Annotated in this window: 20 protein-coding genes; 1 reads left to right on the top strand and 19 read right to left on the bottom strand. The window is 43.1% G+C overall.

Annotation, left to right across the window (positions count from 1 at the left end; genetic code table 11):
• Positions 1-177: 177 nt before the first annotated feature.
• The 14 genes from ACETMN_RS12420 to ACETMN_RS12355 all read right to left on the bottom strand — a co-directional run bounded on the left by ACETMN_RS12420 (position 178) and on the right by ACETMN_RS12355 (position 11,235).
• On the bottom strand, positions 178-618 hold the full coding sequence (locus tag ACETMN_RS12420) for a hypothetical protein (RefSeq protein ID WP_091017151.1): 441 nt from the start codon (positions 616-618) through the stop codon (positions 178-180).
• A gap of 462 nt (positions 619-1,080) precedes the next feature.
• Entirely contained in the window at positions 1,081-1,803 is a 723-nt protein-coding gene (locus ACETMN_RS12415; RefSeq protein ID WP_091017153.1) for an alpha/beta hydrolase family protein, read from the bottom strand.
• A 177-nt stretch (positions 1,804-1,980) separates the two neighbouring features.
• The gene (locus tag ACETMN_RS12410) at positions 1,981-2,622 is read right to left on the bottom strand and encodes a hypothetical protein (protein ID WP_091017155.1); all 642 of its coding nucleotides are present in this window, start codon (positions 2,620-2,622) and stop codon (positions 1,981-1,983) included.
• Between the two features lie 220 nt (positions 2,623-2,842).
• Positions 2,843-3,271: an NUDIX domain-containing protein gene (locus ACETMN_RS12405; RefSeq protein ID WP_411736166.1), complete on the bottom strand. Its 429-nt coding sequence runs from the start codon at positions 3,269-3,271 to the stop codon at positions 2,843-2,845.
• Between the two features lie 160 nt (positions 3,272-3,431).
• On the bottom strand, positions 3,432-3,881 hold the full coding sequence (locus tag ACETMN_RS12400) for a hypothetical protein (RefSeq protein WP_091017158.1): 450 nt from the start codon (positions 3,879-3,881) through the stop codon (positions 3,432-3,434).
• Positions 3,882-4,051: 170 nt separating this feature from the next.
• Positions 4,052-4,510 carry a hypothetical protein gene (locus ACETMN_RS12395; RefSeq protein WP_256975166.1) on the bottom strand — a complete coding sequence of 153 codons (459 nt, stop codon included), beginning with the start codon at positions 4,508-4,510 and terminating at the stop codon, positions 4,052-4,054.
• Positions 4,511-4,761: 251 nt separating this feature from the next.
• Positions 4,762-5,265: an NUDIX domain-containing protein gene (locus ACETMN_RS12390; protein WP_091017163.1), complete on the bottom strand. Its 504-nt coding sequence runs from the start codon at positions 5,263-5,265 to the stop codon at positions 4,762-4,764.
• 184 nt (positions 5,266-5,449) lie between these two features.
• Positions 5,450-6,097 carry a hypothetical protein gene (locus tag ACETMN_RS12385; RefSeq protein WP_143786530.1) on the bottom strand — a complete coding sequence of 216 codons (648 nt, stop codon included), beginning with the start codon at positions 6,095-6,097 and terminating at the stop codon, positions 5,450-5,452.
• 252 nt (positions 6,098-6,349) lie between these two features.
• Positions 6,350-7,447 (bottom strand): Gfo/Idh/MocA family protein, encoded by a 1,098-nt coding sequence (locus ACETMN_RS12380; protein WP_091017167.1) that lies wholly within the window; start codon positions 7,445-7,447, stop codon positions 6,350-6,352.
• Between the two features lie 62 nt (positions 7,448-7,509).
• A complete protein-coding gene (locus tag ACETMN_RS12375) occupies positions 7,510-8,682 on the bottom strand; it encodes a Gfo/Idh/MocA family protein (RefSeq protein WP_411736165.1) in 1,173 nt (390 codons plus the stop codon).
• Complete coding sequence (locus ACETMN_RS12370; protein ID WP_091017750.1) at positions 8,679-9,593, bottom strand: sugar phosphate isomerase/epimerase family protein; 915 nt, start codon at positions 9,591-9,593, stop codon at positions 8,679-8,681. Before ACETMN_RS12370 ends, ACETMN_RS12375 begins: the two co-directional genes overlap by 4 nt.
• A gap of 255 nt (positions 9,594-9,848) precedes the next feature.
• A complete protein-coding gene (locus ACETMN_RS12365; RefSeq protein ID WP_091017171.1) occupies positions 9,849-10,346 on the bottom strand; it encodes a metallophosphoesterase family protein in 498 nt (165 codons plus the stop codon).
• Between the two features lie 34 nt (positions 10,347-10,380).
• Entirely contained in the window at positions 10,381-10,815 is a 435-nt protein-coding gene (locus ACETMN_RS12360; RefSeq protein ID WP_091017173.1) for an Rrf2 family transcriptional regulator, read from the bottom strand.
• 42 nt (positions 10,816-10,857) lie between these two features.
• The gene (locus ACETMN_RS12355; RefSeq protein WP_091017175.1) at positions 10,858-11,235 is read right to left on the bottom strand and encodes a DivIVA domain-containing protein; all 378 of its coding nucleotides are present in this window, start codon (positions 11,233-11,235) and stop codon (positions 10,858-10,860) included.
• Between the two features lie 199 nt (positions 11,236-11,434).
• Between ACETMN_RS12355 and ACETMN_RS12350 the strand changes: the two genes are divergently transcribed.
• Positions 11,435-12,001 (top strand): TraR/DksA C4-type zinc finger protein, encoded by a 567-nt coding sequence (locus ACETMN_RS12350; RefSeq protein WP_411736164.1) that lies wholly within the window; start codon positions 11,435-11,437, stop codon positions 11,999-12,001.
• Between the two features lie 192 nt (positions 12,002-12,193).
• On the opposite strand, the gene ACETMN_RS12345 is transcribed toward ACETMN_RS12350, so the two are convergent.
• From ACETMN_RS12345 to ACETMN_RS12325, 5 genes are all read right to left on the bottom strand, one after another.
• Positions 12,194-12,886, bottom strand: a complete 693-nt coding sequence (locus ACETMN_RS12345; RefSeq protein ID WP_091017179.1) for an ArsR/SmtB family transcription factor — start codon at positions 12,884-12,886, stop codon at positions 12,194-12,196.
• A 135-nt stretch (positions 12,887-13,021) separates the two neighbouring features.
• Positions 13,022-14,311, bottom strand: coding sequence for an MFS transporter (locus ACETMN_RS12340; RefSeq protein WP_149846526.1), 1,290 nt, complete (start codon positions 14,309-14,311; stop codon positions 13,022-13,024).
• A gap of 257 nt (positions 14,312-14,568) precedes the next feature.
• Positions 14,569-14,844 (bottom strand): barstar family protein, encoded by a 276-nt coding sequence (locus ACETMN_RS12335; RefSeq protein WP_411736163.1) that lies wholly within the window; start codon positions 14,842-14,844, stop codon positions 14,569-14,571.
• A gap of 14 nt (positions 14,845-14,858) precedes the next feature.
• Positions 14,859-15,299 carry a ribonuclease gene (locus tag ACETMN_RS12330; protein ID WP_036609184.1) on the bottom strand — a complete coding sequence of 147 codons (441 nt, stop codon included), beginning with the start codon at positions 15,297-15,299 and terminating at the stop codon, positions 14,859-14,861.
• A gap of 264 nt (positions 15,300-15,563) precedes the next feature.
• Positions 15,564-16,571, bottom strand: a complete 1,008-nt coding sequence (locus tag ACETMN_RS12325; RefSeq protein ID WP_036670444.1) for a Gfo/Idh/MocA family protein — start codon at positions 16,569-16,571, stop codon at positions 15,564-15,566.

Raw genomic sequence — 16,571 nt, 5'->3', positions numbered from 1 at the left:
GGCTCGTGTTCCTCGGACCGGAGATTTGCCGATGGCTTCATTCAGATTCCTGCTCACATTGGACACCCCTGCCTTAAGCTATGGCTTACTTCTAACCTCACCATTCGGGACTTAATCCTTGATATAGAATACATGCTGAACGCACAATCAAAATTTAAGAGGATTGTTGTCCTCCCTTTAATTCGCAATAGACAAATATGTATTAATGACATGCACAATACCAAAAAGTACTGTTGGTATAATAGCCAGATAATTTCGAAGCCAAATCTCAGCTAATATAAAATATACTACCGGGAGAACGGCCATCCCCAAAAAAATAATCGAGTTTGCATTGCCTGTAAAATACAATATCCATAGCCCATAATAAAAAATCAACATTATTGCCATACCAATTATATACGGACATCGCATTTCAGATGCTTGTTTTCTTACAACAAATATCAGAAGAAAGAAAAATATCGTCTGACTTCCGTGCTCCAAAACATCTAAAATAAAATGGCTATTTGCATTGTTTCCTGATATATCTGACGCAGGAATTAGAAAATAAAATATATTTGGTATCATTGGCAATAAAAAGATGATCAGACCCTTCCATGAAAAACCAAAATGATGTTTCATTTGATCCTCTCTTTCGCATAATAGAGATATTTTTAGTTTGCACTTTATTATGAATCCGCTTCTCTGGTATTCCTCTTGATGACCAAGGAGCATAACTAACGATGTAGAAATTTATTGTTATATGGTACACCTTCTAATATTCCGTTCATCCTGGTTTCAACTGCTACGCTGTAAATGTATTCTTTCACCTATATTTATTATTTGTTATTAAATGGTTGCATGGTTTAACATTCTTAAGGGGTTGCGTATAACGTTCTCGTATTCACGACGTCCCACCGACTTAAGGCTCCGCCAGGAACAGGCCGCGATGCGATTAGACGGTGCGGATGTGTCCGCTGATTCCGCTTCCCTGAAACTGAATTGCCTCCTCGAATCCTCTTCTCACTTCGTGCCGGACCGCGGGCGAATGCCCGATGCGTGAATATTGTGTTATACGTAGTTACTGCCTTCACTGAATCACTTTCAGATGTCACTTTGTTCTAATAACCAACGCTTAGCCTCTTCTAACATACTTAGAGTAATATGATGATTAACCCTAGAGTACTCAACGAATTTTACTGAATTTAATAGATTCTCTTCCCTAATTATATGCATGAAGTATCTCTGGCTCATTATTGATATTGTGGTATCTTCTGCTCCATGTAAAATCAGCATTGATCTACCCCGCATGTATTCTAGTGAGGACACTGGATCAAACTTCCTGATTCTGTCCCTATCTATTAATCTCCAAGGTTCTCTTCCTTCTAGTTCACATATATGTTCTTCAAATCTCACCCAAGCACAAGAACCGTTTATTACAATTGCAGATTTAATACCTACGTTATTCGCGAAAATACCTCCAGCGATAAACCCGCCTGCGGAATGTCCAATAACCGCAACTATATTATCATTTAATTCAGAAATAATTTGCCGTGCTTCGTCCACAGCCTGAACAACGACACTCCAATAATATTGTTGTAACTCTAATGGATCGAAATAATTAAGTTTCCCTCTGGCTCCATGATACGGGATCTCAGGAATGATCACCATGTAACCCCAACTAGAAATCAATGATCCAAGGAACACGTAATCATTAATGCTTGAAACCCAGCCATGATACAGAAGAATTATACCTTTGGATTCATTACTAGAATTGATCTGTATACAAGGAATCCCTGCAATGCTGCTTTCAAGAAAATTATTCATATGCTCTCCAATGTGTTTTTATCATTTTATAAATTTGCAGTAATTACGTAAAACGTTCCTGTATTCACGAACCCCGAAGGGGTTGTCTGCTGAAATCCCTCCTCGAATTCCTTCCCGCAGACCAAGGCTCCAACGGAGCCGTTGCTTGAATATTATGTTAGGCGATGCTGCAATGAATCACTCACAAAAATCTTCCAAGTAGTGTCTACTCACCTTGTTAGAAAAATCAATGAAGGTCTCTATAGATTCTTTAATACTTATTATTAATTCTGATATGGGCAACTCTTGTCCTAATCTGATTTCATTAGACGAAAACAATGAATTTAATAAAATTGTACTCCTTACGTGCTCTGCAAACAAGAACCTTTGGTCGTTCTCTTCGTAAAATATAATTTCATTGCTCAACGCTTTTAATGCTTCTGATAGTTCGTTCCTTTGAGGTTTGGAGTAATGATAAGTTATGTTTCTTGCGTTTGTTAATTTTTGCAATAAATCTGCCTTTGCACCGTTTCCAAATAGAAGTTTAAGAGCCATATACATCTGGATTAACTGCTCGGGTAAAGAATTAATATATGTCCTTATTTCTGCTAATTTTTCAGACTCCTCTAGATAGAAAATAGCCTCTCTTAGGGAAGCAGTGAGAATTTTAAGGATAGATGGTGCTTCTGAAATCAAGTCCGAAAGCACGTCTGAAGATTTGAATAACTTCTTCTTTAGAAAGAGAAAATCATTATGTATGACTGCCAATCCAACTACCCACTTAGCAACATCATTATCACTTGGAAAAACCTCGTTCATGCGGATAATAGCATAATCCATTAATGTACTCCTCTTTATTATTATCTACTACGAAGTTTCGCCTAACGTGTTGTGTTCACGACATCCATTCCCCTTAGATAGCTCTTATCTTAGGGGAATGGATGTGTCCGGCTACTTAGAGCTACATCGAATTTCTTCTGCCGGACCGAGGGACGAATGTCCCGAAGCGTGAATATTGTGTTAGGCGATGCCCTTGCCATCCTGTATTACTACATGGGTTCTATTCTAATATTTCATACTTCGCTACTTGTTCTTCTCTAAATACAGTCTTTGTATTACTAACAGCGTCTTTAAGTCTCTCGACTGTAAAACTTGAAATTGGCCTTGGCAATTCATCCATTCCAAAAAAACCATAAGAATCAATCTCTTGATTATCTACTTCCAACTCACCTTCGTAAGCATGTGATCGGAATGTATAAATGTATCTATTCTTGTGGGGTTGAAAATACATTCCTGAGACCTCAATGTCTTTTGCTGTTATATTTATCTCTTCCTTAAGTTCTCTCTCTGCTGCATCCCATGCTGATTCACCATCTTCGACCATCCCGCCGGGTAAAGACCATTGCTTCTTTCCATACGTATGATGAACTAATAAAACTCTTTCTTGACCATCTATTATAATGATTCCTGAAGCATCTTGACCTTTCATCATTGGCACTCCTTTTTTACAAGTATTTGCAAGGGTTTCGCCTAACGTTCCTGTATTTACGACCCGACGCATGTCGGGTGTCCGGCTTATGCCGGACCAAGGGCGTATGCCCGCAGCGTGAATATTATGTTATGCGATGCCCTTGTCTTCCCCGAATCTTCTATTCTAAAAATAGGGTGGCTTTCTCGATCTCGCCTTGTTCATCTAAGTGTTTTAAAGTTTGTTCAATATCTCTATCATTCATTGTTCTTACAATAATTAAGTGTTGAATATTAAAACCGGGTGGATCTAACTGAGATTGTTTAAAATGTTCGACCAATCTTTCCGGTGTTGTGATTAGACACCATCTTTTCGTTCCGTTATTAAAGGTTATCGTTACTTCAATTAAATCAAAGTCTTCTAATGAATCATCAAACTTCCAGCCAGTTAAAAGAGGAATTTCAACTTCTCCCTCAGCAACATAATATTTATCTATCCATATTCTCTTATTATGGTTCCCAATGATTCTATATCGATCGGCTTCTTCAGCCACTGCTTGATAAACGTTCCCTTTAGTAAGGGCGTGTCCATAAACGCCTATACTTGTGCACGTTACAAGTTTACTATCCACTTCTTCACATCCATTATTAAGCTTTAATTAGGGTTTGCTTTCACAAGGGTTTCGCATAACGTTCCTGTATTCACGACTCTACGCATGTCGAGTGTCCGGCGAATGCTGGACCTAGGGCGTATGCCCGCAGCGTGAATATTATGTTATGTGTTGTCAGCTTCTTCTTCGAACTACTTAGAAGGATTTCTTGATTTCCTTGCCATGCTTTTGAACTCTTCATATTTCTCTTTAGCAGCTTTAATTTTATTTTCTATTACATAGGGAGCATCATCCGAAAAATTCGGTAGTTTCTCATTTATATAATCGTATAATGATCTTTTCTCAGCAGTTGTTGGAATTATTGGAGCAACAGGTATAGGTAGTGGCTTGTCTTCCTTTTCATCTTCTATTCCTTCAAGCAAATCGGCCATTCCAAAAGAATGAAAATTATGAAAAGCTCTTTTTCTATCCTCTTCTGTCTGTACATAATTCCCCTGAGAATCCAAACGGAATCTATCAAATCCCACCATCAGCAGCTCATGTGGCTTCCTATCTTTGTTTCTGTAATACAAGATTACTTCAAGTACGTCCTCACCTGCTAACTGAGGAACAGATTTATATTTATGATCTTTAGGACGAGCGATCTTCACGACTTTTCCTTCACGCGATACAAATAAATATCTACTCTGAATCTATCTCACTCTTTCTTTCTCTTATTTAAGCTGATTGCACATAACGTTGTGTATTCACGAACCCTCACTGGCTTAAGCGCGTAAGCGCGGGTCCGACGGACTTAGCCAGTGCAGGGTTGACGCCTGATTCAGCTTCCCCGAAATCTCTCCTGGCGACCGAGGGCGAATGCCCGATGCGTGAATATGGTGTTATGAGATGGTGATGTCTTCTATGGATTACTTTCAAATATTACGCTAGAATATGGTTTTATTACTTGATCCGAAAAATATTCTTTAAAGAATTCATTGGTTGTTCTAGGAAATTTATAATGTTCTAAAGATTCTTCTAGCCTATACACTGTCCTCTTAATTTCATTAATGGATAACCATTCAATCCCAACCTGTCCAACATCAGCTTGTAGGCTTCTTAATTCATTATTTAGGAATTGATTGTTGCACTCATAAATAAAATCAATAGAATGAACTTCCTTCATTATGAAAGAGTATTCATGATTGCGCGATATGTATTCTCTTACACAAACTAACCTACTACTCGATATTTCAATACCCAGTTCTTCCATACACTCGCGACTTAACGCCTGTTCCAATGTTTCGTTCTCTTCTTGAGCTCCTCCAGGTAGTACATAATAAATACCTATATTTGCTCTCCTTTTCTTTATTAATAAAAGATTGTCTTTCTGAATAATCAATGCTCTTACTGTATTTCGAATCATCTAGAATAATCTCCCTCTATACAATGTCTACATCACTTTCTCATAACGTTCCTGTATTCATGAACCCCAAAGGGGTTGTCTGCTGATATTCCTCTTCGGAATCCTTCCCGCAGACCAAGGCTCCAACGGAGCCGCTGCTTGAATATATTGTTAAACGAATTCATTGCTTTGAGTATCCGCATTACTAAATTCTCGTTGTAATATAATCCATTTTTTTGATAAAGTTTTCTCTCAGTTCATGATTACTATCGTTATTTAGTTTCTTTAAGTATTCTTGGTATTCGTTAAGTAATTCATCTTTAAATTTAATTACATCTAAACTAATTCCGTTTTCGATTTCAATAATCATGTTTTCTTGTTCAAAAGTAAGCTGAGTATTTCTTTTTGTCTGCGCTTGATGCAATATTCCATTTCTAATATCTGAATAAAAAAAACTGGCTGTTCTTCGTGTGAAATAACTCCCGAAATAATTACTTCTAGTCAAAAATTGTACAAATGCTTCTTTATGTCCTCTGAAAACAGTAACATCAAGCCCATTATAAAACTGATGAAGCGTTTCAATAAGCAAACTACATAATGCCATTGTGCTAAAACTATAATCAATATATCTATAATTTGCCGTTATGTTATCAGAATATTCTTGTATCAGAAGTAGAAACCTTCCTTCAATTCGATCTGAAAATATGTTTATCGCTCGCTGCCAAGTTTGCTCATCACTTGTTAAAGATAAATTCAATGCCAAGTAATCTTCAAGATAGTATCTTGGTGAAATATATACTCTGTCCTTAAACATTTTTAATCCCTCTCCGTCTTTGATGATTTCGTTTAACATCATATCTACGAACTTCGTAAATACCTCTCTTTTTAACGAATATCCGAACTACATATAATATAACCCAGATTAATCCATCTGCGAAGTCACGAATGTACTCAAAAAAGCAGCCCGAGTAAACTGTACTATATGTTAGCCATAACTAACACGTAGGATGCAGTTTAACATTTGGGCTGCTCTTTCCTCACTCAACTATAGAAGAATTGCCGATAATCTTCAGTGATCAGACTTTGCTGCCTTCATCTAAAACATTTACTTCGCTCCGCTACTCCACACCACGCGCTCGCTCATCGCTTTATGCTGTGCAATCAGGCAGAGTTCTGCCGCTTTGAATGCATGTTCCTGTGTCATGGCGGTCTCGGTACGATCCAGACAATCGCGAATGAGTTGGCCGAAGAAAGGATAACCGACCTTGCCTTTTACACTGTATCTAAACTCGCCCTCATGGTTTACCAGATAGACTTGATCACCTTCCGGCTCTCTCGCTACATCGATATACTTCCGCAGCTCGATATAACCGTCCGTTCCCAGAATAACGGTACGCCCATCGCCCCATGTGCCCAGACCATCCGGTGTGAACCAGTCCACTCGGAAGTAACCGGAAGCTCCGTTATCCCCGATCAGAGAGGCTTCGCCGAAGTCTTCCAATTCTGGGAACTGCGGGTGATTGAAGTTATGCACACGACTGAACCCTACCTCAGCGTCCGTACATGATGCAAACGTCAGAAATTGTTCGATCTGGTGACTCCCGATATCACAGAGAATGCCGCCATACTGCTCATGCTTGAAGAACCAGTCGGGTCTTCCTCCGGCATTTAAGCGATGCGGGCCTGTACCCATAACTTGCACTACTTTGCCGATTGCTCCCTGTTCAATGAGTTGTCCGGCATAAATCGCACTTTCCACATGCAGTCTTTCACTGTAATACACCATGTACTTTTTGCCTGTTCGCTTCACTTCTTCTCGTGCAAGCTTTAATTGCTCCAGCGTGGTAAACGGGGCTTTGTCTGTAAAATAGTCCTTGCCTGCGGCCAGAACTCTCATGCCAAGCGGCGCACGATCTGAAGTGATCGCTGCACTCGCCACCAATAACACCTCATCATCTGCAAGCACTTCTGCCTCAGATCCAGCGGCTTGAGCCTGTGGGAACTGCTTTTGAAATGCCTCTACCTTCTTCGGGTCCGGATCATATACCCACTTGAGGGTAGCCCCAGCCTCCAACAATCCTCCAACCATGCCGTAAATATGCCCGTGATCCAGCGCAACAGCAGCAATGGTGAATTCACCCGGACCACATACGACCTCTTTTGTAACACTTTTTGGTGCATAAAACATTCCGTCTTTAGCCATGTCATCCCATCCTTATTATAAAATTATGATTACATGAATTCGTCTTATATAACAAATCGTCTTCATTTAAACGTCTGACTCAAATCAGCAGGTTGACTGCCACTGAATGCCTTGTCTTTCTTCGTCGTTGAACCAGCAATGCGCTCCTGCAGATGCTCATAGAACAGATCCTCATCGATCGGCAGATTCACCCAGTTATCCGTCCAAGTGGACAGCAGCATCGCATTCGATAATGTTAATCCGTGAATACCATCCTCACCGGGAGCAATAAGTGGGGCGCCTGTGCGAATCGCATCCACCCAGTTACGAATCAGACCCGTGTGCCCCGTTTCCACACCTGTAATTGGAATCTCGCATTTCCAGCATTCCGGCTGTCCAAAACCTCCGGTAAACCGCTGATTGAATTCCGGCTCTGATTCGCGAAGTCGCCAGAACGTAAGCTTTCCATCTTCGATGACGATTTTCCCCCGGTCTCCGTTAACCTCAAATCGGTTCGTACCTGGTGCTTCGCCAGTAGTCGTTACGAACACACCTGTTGCGCCATTTTCATACTCCACATAAGCCGTTACATCATCTTCCACTTCAATATTCCGATACTTGCCAAACGAACAGAAAGCACGCATTCGCACCGGCATCATGCCAATGGTCCACTGCCACAGATCCAATTGATGGGGGTCTTGGTTAATCAGTACACCGCCACCTTCACCTGCCCAAGTTGCCCGCCAGCCGCCGGAATCATAGTAACTTTGGGATCGGTACCAGTTCGTAATAATCCAGTTGGTACGCCGTACCTCACCAAGCTCCCCCGAAGCGATCAAATCTCTTAGTTTAATGTAGAGTGGATTGGTCCGCTGGTTGTACATCATGGAAAAGACTTTACCGCTGGCTACGGCCGCTTCATTCATCTTGCGTACCTGTTTCGTATACACGCCTGCTGGCTTCTCGATCATGACATGCAAACCATGCTGGAAAGCCTGAATCGCCTGTTCGGGATGATCGTAGTGCGGCGTTGCAATAATGACCGCATCAATCGTACCCGAAGCCATCATCTGCTCTGCATCCTGCCAATAGGTGACCGTAGCCGGAAGATGACTCGAAACCCAGCTCTCCATCTCTCTTCTTACATCACATACGGCGACCAATTCTGCACCCGGTACTTCTCCGGCAACCAATGTTCTGGCATGAGCTGCTCCCATATTTCCAATACCAATCACCGCTACTCGTACAATACTCATGACTGCTCCTCCTCGTCCACACGACGCTCAATTTCGGCAAAAACGTCTGCAAAATGCTGTAACATCGCCTTGGATTCCAAGGCTCCACTAAAGTCCTCAATGCCGTAATATCCGTCATACCCAACGGCACGAAGATCCCGCACCATCTGTACCCAATCGACTATGCCTTCAGTCAGGGGGGTCCATTGACATTTCCAGGCTGTATTTAGAGCCAATCCGCTATTCTTCCCAATCGCATTAGCCTTTTGCGAATCTTTCGCTTCAGGTTCAAACCACCCGGCATTCTTCACATGCACATGAGCGAGATACGGACCTAGCAGCTCAAGCCCCATCCGATGATTCTCATATCCTTCATGCACCATGTTGCCTGGATCGTACAACACACCCACATGCTGCGGGTCGAGCGACTCAACAAGACGATAGGCAAGCGATGCCGTCGGTGCAATCGTCTGGTGATGCGTCTCTACAATCGCCTTGACGTTGTACTGTTTGGCCAGATCTTGTACTTCACTCAGGTAATCAACGGCTTGACGATACAACTCAGGATAACTGGTCTTGCGATCATATCCAGGAACACCCACACGCATCATAGATGCTCCTAACCCAGCTGCAGCCTGAAACGCCTGCTCGGTGGCAGACAGATCTCCACAGTTCAGATACGGTACAAGTGCGATGGAGTTTCTACCTTGCCCTAACGCTGCTTCACGAAAAACAGGAACCTGTTCCTGCCAGCGGCTTGGATCTACCGAGCATCGATTATTTCTCCAGTAAGAAGGCTCCTCGGATATCGCATCTTCAGGAATTCCGCGGAAACGCCACTCTATTCCATCAATCCCCGCTGCTGCCGCAGCCGATGCCAATTCCTCTGCATTCAGATCAGGGGTAGCCACGGTGAATACAGACAGTTTCATCATGATCCATCTCCTTATGTAAACGTATTCATTTCATGTCGTAAAGGCATTGTATCACTCCACTGAACGTCACCATAGGGGAAAACGCCAACAGATGAATGACAGATAACGAACAGAGCACATTCCCCATTCAGAGATAACTTCTCAAGAGAATGATGTGATCAAAAATCAAAAAAAGACATCTCTGGAACAGAATTCAATTCTGTTCAAAGATGTCTTGTACCATAACTATATATAGGATGAAATCATATCTCTCTAATCCCGATCAAAGAACACGTGTTCAGCCTGTAGTTTCCCCTGATCTATTGTCATGATGCCAAATGAGTATTGTTTCTGGAAACGCCGATCTGTAGGTGATCCCGGATTAAATACCAGCGTGTTGTCGACGGTATGCATCACCGGGATGTGTGAGTGTCCGTAAATCACAGCATCCACATGCTGGCCTGCAAAGGTATGAATTGCATTCTGCTCCGTACCCTTTGATCCCAGATGACCGTGTACAAGACCCAGACGAAGTCCTTCCACTTCAACAATACGGGAATATCCCAGTTTTTCAGCGATTTCGGACGGGTCCGTATTACCAGCTACCCCTTCAACTGGTGCATACTCACTAAGCAATGGGTATACGCTCCAATCCGACCAGTCACCGGCATGAAGAATGAGATCCGCACTCGGCAATACATTAAGGAGCTGCGTCGGTAACTTGCGTGATTTACGAGATAAATGCGTATCAGAGATGACTACAATTTTCATATAACAACCCACCTTTCCTTCGTCTTATTACAATCTACTCTGACTGCGATGGGACAGCTAACATCTGGGAACTGGAACGTTCCATATCTTCAAGGGTAATGGATGCGAAGAACTGCTCCACCTTGGACTCCGCAATCTGATACAGATTGGTCAGCAAGCTGTCTATATGCAAGCCCACTTCACAATCCGGGTTACAATTGCCGTGAATCGGGAACAATGGACCTTCGTCCTTCGCAGCCTGATAGATCATGTCTAATGTGATTTCACTTGATGGCTTCGCCAGGTAGAAACCTCTTGTTCCAGGAGAAGAGTTCACTAATCCTGCCTTTTTCAGCCCGCCCAGTATACGTCTGACGACGACAGGGTTGGTATTCACGCTACCTGCAATATGTGCAGACGTGATTCGTTCAGGCGCGCTGAGTGACAATAACAACAAACAATGCACACTGACCGAAAAATGAGTACTCATGATTAACCACCTTTATTTAATATAATCCTAGTCTTGCTGATTTTATTCAGAGAACAGATCCTTCTCGGGACGTGCTCTAATCTTGAGCTGTCGCACACTATATTCCAGTTGTTTCACAATATCATCCAGCTGTTTGCGATCAATCTTGGTTGGATCTTCCACCGGTTTCACGGACGACTTGAGATCTCGGATCGTTAACTGCTGTTCTTGCCATTTGTCCATCAGATCTGCAATATTGGCATAGAAACGTTCGTAATCTTTGATGACTAGGTCAAGATAAGCATCTACCTCATCCGGATCATAACCACGAAGTTTATAATTAAATTGTTTTTCATGTATCGATAACGCATCTAGCTGCACTCCCAATTGTTTAAACAATTGTCTCTGTTTATCCAATCTTCGTTTCATATGTTCATCCATATTGACAACCTCCATTATAAGCCAAGCCGTGTTTCTATTTCCTGTGAAGAACATACGGCATTTTCTCTCTCTATTTTTTATAACACATAATCCGTCAGATATAAAACGATACAGCCCTATTCCTCATGAAAATGATTGCTTTTCATCCATTTCGGGTAAAGACTCACTACACCCCACAACGGGAAAGGAGCATGTCCTTATGAGTACATTAACTAAAGATCAACATCAAATACTGAAAAATGCCCTTTTGGAGCAACGTGAAAACTTGCAGCGTCATTTTGAATCCAGCATGGAAGACGGTGCTCCGGCCCAGTCGCTGAAAGATTCAACCGGTGAGCTGTCCTCCTACGATAATCATCCGGCAGATGCCGGTACGGAAACATTTGAACGCAGCCGTGATCTGGCGATCGACGATACATTAACAGACGAATTCAATCAAGTGAACGACGCATTGGAACGTATGGAGCAAGGTACATATGGGACCTGTGTAACGTGCGGCGAAGATATTCCCTTCGAACGACTTGAAGCTATCCCCTATACGGCTTACTGTATTGACGACACACCTAACCGGGAAATCAGCAACGATCGGCCCGTTGAAGAAGAAGTGATGACCATGCCTCCGAGTGGTGCTGGGGAAGGAAGACAGCAGCGGGCCGGCAAGTTCGACAACGCAGATGCCTGGGAAGCGGTCGAAGAATATGGCACACCTAATTCCCCCGCAACCGCAGCCAAACGTGATGTGAAGGGCTATGATGAGAACATGTAATTTCGTTATGAACTGAAAAGGTAGGCGTCAAAATTGAATTGGATTCCATAGGCTGCTCCACCATTAGCCTTCCTTATCACGCATTAAAAAGCCGCCATTGGGCGGCTTTTTCTAGTTTTCTCCTAAGCAGTCTCTCACGTTTACGGTTACTTGGCTTCCAATGATAAGGCTGAACCCATGTATTCCATCCGTTTATTCTTCCGACTCACGACCAGATGATGCAGATCCCTGCCGCTTCGACACAGATCGAGAGGTTTTCGGAGTTGATTTGCCCTTATCAGACGTAGCTTTCTTTTTCTCTTTTGCATCTGTCTTGGAAGCAGGTATTTTCACTATAGGTTTAGAAAGTGCTGAAAATAACTGAAAGACCTCATGTTCCCCTTGTCGATTCTCTTTTGTTGTATAGGGTTCACAGAGTTTTATGATGTTTTTATACAACTCCTCTACTTCGTCTCGGGTGGCGTACAGCGTAATGTCCGAGAGAAACATTCGGTCTTCGTTTTCCGCCTGATGCATGAATCGCTGACGACTCTGTTCGAACATCTCATTTAATAATTTGAGCGTCTCGGACCGAAACACCTGTTTTAATGGTGAGTTTTCCTTGTCTTCATCTTCATGACGGAGATGGATCTCTCCGGTGAATGGTTCATAATATTTTGCGATAATCCCATTAATCTCACGTGTGGAAACGATCGTCAGCAGACCAATTTTCTCCAGCTTTTTTACATGATAGTGAACTTTGGCTGGCACCTCACCCATCTGGTCGGCGATCTCTTTGACAGTGGATGGTCTGCCCTGCTTGTTAAACATATTCATAATCTGTATCCGATAAGGATCGGAGTAGATTTTAATTTCTTCAATTGTTGAAAGAACCTTGTGCGCCATCCCTGTATCCTCATTTCCGGGGTACCTGTTGTCCATCGATATCTCTATTATACCGCTGCGTCAGGACTTCGGTCAAAGTAAGCTGGCGATGACATGTTATCAAAAAATCAGATCATGTTTCTTTCTAAATATCCTTCACATCGCACTCCGAAAGCTTTTGCTAAATAACAGCATACCTGCGGACATGGCAAGCATAATCCCAAAGACGATAAAAAGAACAGGCATGGTCATCCAATCTGCAAGTGCTCCCGAAACCAGACTCCCAAGTGGTGCAACACTCAAGACGAGCATACTCTGAAGGGCATACACTCTGCCCAGCATCTCCGAAGGGGTAACTTCCATAAGATAGGTTGCCAGCGGTGTTGTAGCCAGCGGAATCCCCATACCCATCAGTAGACAAAAGGCCGCTGCAACTGGCAGTTGGAAGGAAGTCATATAAGCGGGTAGTGCCGTCATCGCATAACTGAGACCCAACATGACAATACCGCTGATGACCAGCACACTTTTACGATAATTCGCTCCCCTTTGTGTCAACCATACACCGCTAAGCAACATGCCTCCCACCATCAGCCCACTGAGCAGACTTAATCCCCCAGCGCCAGCATGCAACGTTTCAATGACATAGGGTGTACGGAGAACATTAAACGGCATCAGGCAGAAATTAACGAAGGCAAACAGGATGGAGACAATTAACAATAAGGCATGTTTACGGAGAAAATGAAAAGCTTCCGCCATTTCGGAGAATATGCTACTTTTGTCGGAAGGAAGAGAATCTATTTCCATTGTTGTTTTATCTTCATTGTTAGCAGATGTTGAACCTTCAGGATAGCCCACTCGGCTCATAATTAAAGCACTTAGCGCAAACAACCCCGCATCAATCAGGATCGTCCAGGCAATGCCTATTGTAGCAATAAGGGCACCAGCCACTGCAAGTCCTGCGAGTTCGGCCACTCTGGTTGCGGAAGAGGACATCGCATTACCCGAAAGCAGCATCGATGGGGGAAGCAATCGGGGGACACTTGATACTTCCGCAGGACTAGTGAAGCATTCCAGCAAAGAATTCAGAATTGTCATGACAAACAGATGCCAGACTTCAAGTTGGCCCAATCCAAACAGCAGAGCTGTAATACCCACCAACAACCCGCGCCCCGTATTCGTAATCACAATCACTTTTTTGGGAGACATGCGATCAACCAAAGCCCCGGCGAACAGACCCAGAAGGATATTGGGCAAAAAATTCACCGCCAGCAACGTACCCATCAACACTTTCGAACCGGTTAGAATGTATACCATCCAACTGTAGGCAATCGAGTCAATCGAATCACCAAATCTGGATACCACTTTACTAAGCATAAATTGCATGTACGGTCTGATTCGTATTAACTCACCCATACCTTGCTTGCCAACTGCTGAGCTATCATTCATTCTTTTTCTCTCCTCAACGTTAAAATATTTTTCATGTTAATTTTATTTTAACGTAAATTGTGCAGAAATCAATACCTCCGTGAAAATAATTTTAACGCTAAGTAGGCAAAGTAAAAAACTCGCTCTTCTTTCAGTTGATTCGTAATCGACAAAAAGACTTTTTGAACAACCTTTTTGGACAACCTCCTTTAACACAAAAAAACAGACCACAAGTGGTCTGCTCGGGATGGAATGTATTTGAACTGCCTTTATTGCTGCTACTTCTCAACACTTAATTGAAATCCAGCCTGTTCAGCCTGTACCTCCAACATCAAATCGCGTACCCGGCCTGCTTCATCCCCCAGTCGTTCTTCGCTGATTTGGTAGTTGGTCCATTTTAGCTCTAGTGGAAGTTCAATCGTACCCGTCAGGCAATCCCACAGAGCGTCGAGATTACCGCCATAAAAATCCGGCAGCTTCAGCTTGTCCTTTAATTGTTGATGAAGTTCAGCGCTACTCGCAAAGTCTTCTCCATCCAGAATCACGGTAATCATGGCTGCTCCTTCCTCTATTTCAAACGTGTAAATGATGCATAGTGATCTGTCGTTTTGTAGATAAGTCCATCATTGGAATACACAATCCGATCCGAATTACGGAAGCCGGAAGTATAGTTAATATCCGCTTCGCGCCATGTACGTCCGCTGGCCGAAGGCAGAAGTCCCTCCCGATTGCCAAATGTGTCCCCACCGATGCTTTTCCCAGGAGCCACTACAGCCAAGTTTCCTTTTGACGCTACCCAGCCGAGTCCTGTTGCCTGTGATTTGGTAATAAAGTTACATGGCAACGTTCCGTTTGCACTCAAATAGTTTGCTACACCTGTAAACGTATTGATGATGGTACATGTTGCAGCAGATGCCTTCTGCTGTGCGACTGGAGTGAACTGTGATCCTGTGAGGAAAACAAACGTTAACAACAATGCCAGTAATGCGGTGGATATCAACTTTTTCATCAATCCGGCCTCCCGATCCCTCAAAGTAGATGAACGTTGTCACGATATGCATACTGCAAGCTATAACTTTCTAGTGTTACGTTCTGCTAGATTATAGTAAACAAGTCATCTCATGACTATTTATATCACATCATTTTGGTAGAAATATCAAATGAAGACGTTTAAATTGTAAAATATTATAATTGTAACATTTTAAGACATAAAAAAAGACTCTCATCCCTGAAGATGGAGTCTACTTTTCTAGTATGTTTAAACTGAACTGACCTAATCGATCAGTTGCACACGTTGACGAGTTCGAGCCGATTCCAGGCATGCATCAATAACGCGCATGTTTTGAATGGTATTTTCCGGACTGAAAGGTAAGGCCTCTCCTTCAAGCACAGCCGTTGCAAACGTCTCCACCTGAAGAACATAGGAATTCGACACGGATACACGCTCCTCACGGCTGACCGAATCCGTGTGTACAATAATCTGAGGTGGAATATCACTGTTTTCCCAGCCAAACACTTTTGGCAGTTCAATCCGCCCTTCCGTCCCGAGAATCTCCATCTCCGCTCGACCTGAAGCCCACATGCCACAGTCAAAAGTTAAAGCTACCGAATTCGGAAATTCTACCAGTCCCGACGCCATCATATCCACGCCATCATGCTCGTCCGAGAATAGAGCGTGAACTGTCACCGCTTCCGGTTCCTGTCCCAGATACATCCGGGCTGCCGAGATCGGATACACGCCAAGATCAAATAACGATCCGCCGCCCATTTCTCTTTTGAACCTTACATTTTCCTTGTCATCAGCGGTATTACAGGTAAAGTTACCATGGATGGCTCTGACGATGCCAATCTCTCCACTAGCTATAATCTCTTGCACACGTCTGTGCTTGGGATGATATCGATACATAATTGCTTCTGCAAAAAGAACACCTTGCTGATGACATACCTCAATCATTTCTGCCGATTCATCAGCATTCAGGGCAGCTGGTTTCTCACACAACACATGTTTGCCAGCCTGTGCCGCTTTGATGGTCCATTCTTTGTGCATATGGTTAGGCAAAGGAATATAGACGGCTTCAATGTCCGGATCAGCGATGAGCTCTTCATAACTGCCATATGATCTGGCAATGCCGAGTTCTTCGGCAAGGGTTTCCGCTTTTTCCTTGCTACGGCTGGCAATCGCCAACACCTCACCACGTTCAGACTGCTGGATCGCCGGAATGACTGCATTTTTGGCAATGGTTGACGTACCGAGTACTCCCCACTGTAACTGTCTGTTCAT

This window comes from Paenibacillus sp. M2 (assembly GCF_046713495.1).
GTDB lineage: Bacteria > Bacillota > Bacilli > Paenibacillales > Paenibacillaceae > Paenibacillus > Paenibacillus amylolyticus_B.
Note: the sequence above shows the minus strand (reverse complement) of the source record. Positions and strands in the feature narration are given on the sequence as shown.

Bases quoted from the DNA above. Each gene is read 5' to 3' on its own strand.
- ACETMN_RS12420 (WP_091017151.1), bottom strand. From the start codon at position 618: ATGAAACATCATTTTGGTTTTTCATGGAAGGGTCTGATCATCTTTTTA.
- ACETMN_RS12415 (WP_091017153.1), bottom strand. From the start codon at position 1,803: ATGAATAATTTTCTTGAAAGCAGCATTGCAGGGATTCCTTGTATACAG.
- ACETMN_RS12410 (WP_091017155.1), bottom strand. From the start codon at position 2,622: ATGGATTATGCTATTATCCGCATGAACGAGGTTTTTCCAAGTGATAAT.
- ACETMN_RS12405 (WP_411736166.1), bottom strand. From the start codon at position 3,271: ATGAAAGGTCAAGATGCTTCAGGAATCATTATAATAGATGGTCAAGAA.
- ACETMN_RS12390 (WP_091017163.1), bottom strand. From the start codon at position 5,265: ATGATTCGAAATACAGTAAGAGCATTGATTATTCAGAAAGACAATCTT.
- ACETMN_RS12385 (WP_143786530.1), bottom strand. From the start codon at position 6,097: ATGTTAAACGAAATCATCAAAGACGGAGAGGGATTAAAAATGTTTAAG.
- ACETMN_RS12380 (WP_091017167.1), bottom strand. From the start codon at position 7,447: ATGGCTAAAGACGGAATGTTTTATGCACCAAAAAGTGTTACAAAAGAG.
- ACETMN_RS12375 (WP_411736165.1), bottom strand. From the start codon at position 8,682: ATGAGTATTGTACGAGTAGCGGTGATTGGTATTGGAAATATGGGAGCA.
- ACETMN_RS12370 (WP_091017750.1), bottom strand. From the start codon at position 9,593: ATGAAACTGTCTGTATTCACCGTGGCTACCCCTGATCTGAATGCAGAG.
- ACETMN_RS12365 (WP_091017171.1), bottom strand. From the start codon at position 10,346: ATGAAAATTGTAGTCATCTCTGATACGCATTTATCTCGTAAATCACGC.
- ACETMN_RS12360 (WP_091017173.1), bottom strand. From the start codon at position 10,815: ATGAGTACTCATTTTTCGGTCAGTGTGCATTGTTTGTTGTTATTGTCA.
- ACETMN_RS12355 (WP_091017175.1), bottom strand. From the start codon at position 11,235: ATGGATGAACATATGAAACGAAGATTGGATAAACAGAGACAATTGTTT.
- ACETMN_RS12350 (WP_411736164.1), top strand. From the start codon at position 11,435: ATGAGTACATTAACTAAAGATCAACATCAAATACTGAAAAATGCCCTT.
- ACETMN_RS12345 (WP_091017179.1), bottom strand. From the start codon at position 12,886: ATGGCGCACAAGGTTCTTTCAACAATTGAAGAAATTAAAATCTACTCC.
- ACETMN_RS12340 (WP_149846526.1), bottom strand. From the start codon at position 14,311: ATGAATGATAGCTCAGCAGTTGGCAAGCAAGGTATGGGTGAGTTAATA.
- ACETMN_RS12335 (WP_411736163.1), bottom strand. From the start codon at position 14,844: ATGATTACCGTGATTCTGGATGGAGAAGACTTTGCGAGTAGCGCTGAA.
- ACETMN_RS12330 (WP_036609184.1), bottom strand. From the start codon at position 15,299: ATGAAAAAGTTGATATCCACCGCATTACTGGCATTGTTGTTAACGTTT.
- ACETMN_RS12325 (WP_036670444.1), bottom strand. From the start codon at position 16,571: ATGAACAGACAGTTACAGTGGGGAGTACTCGGTACGTCAACCATTGCC.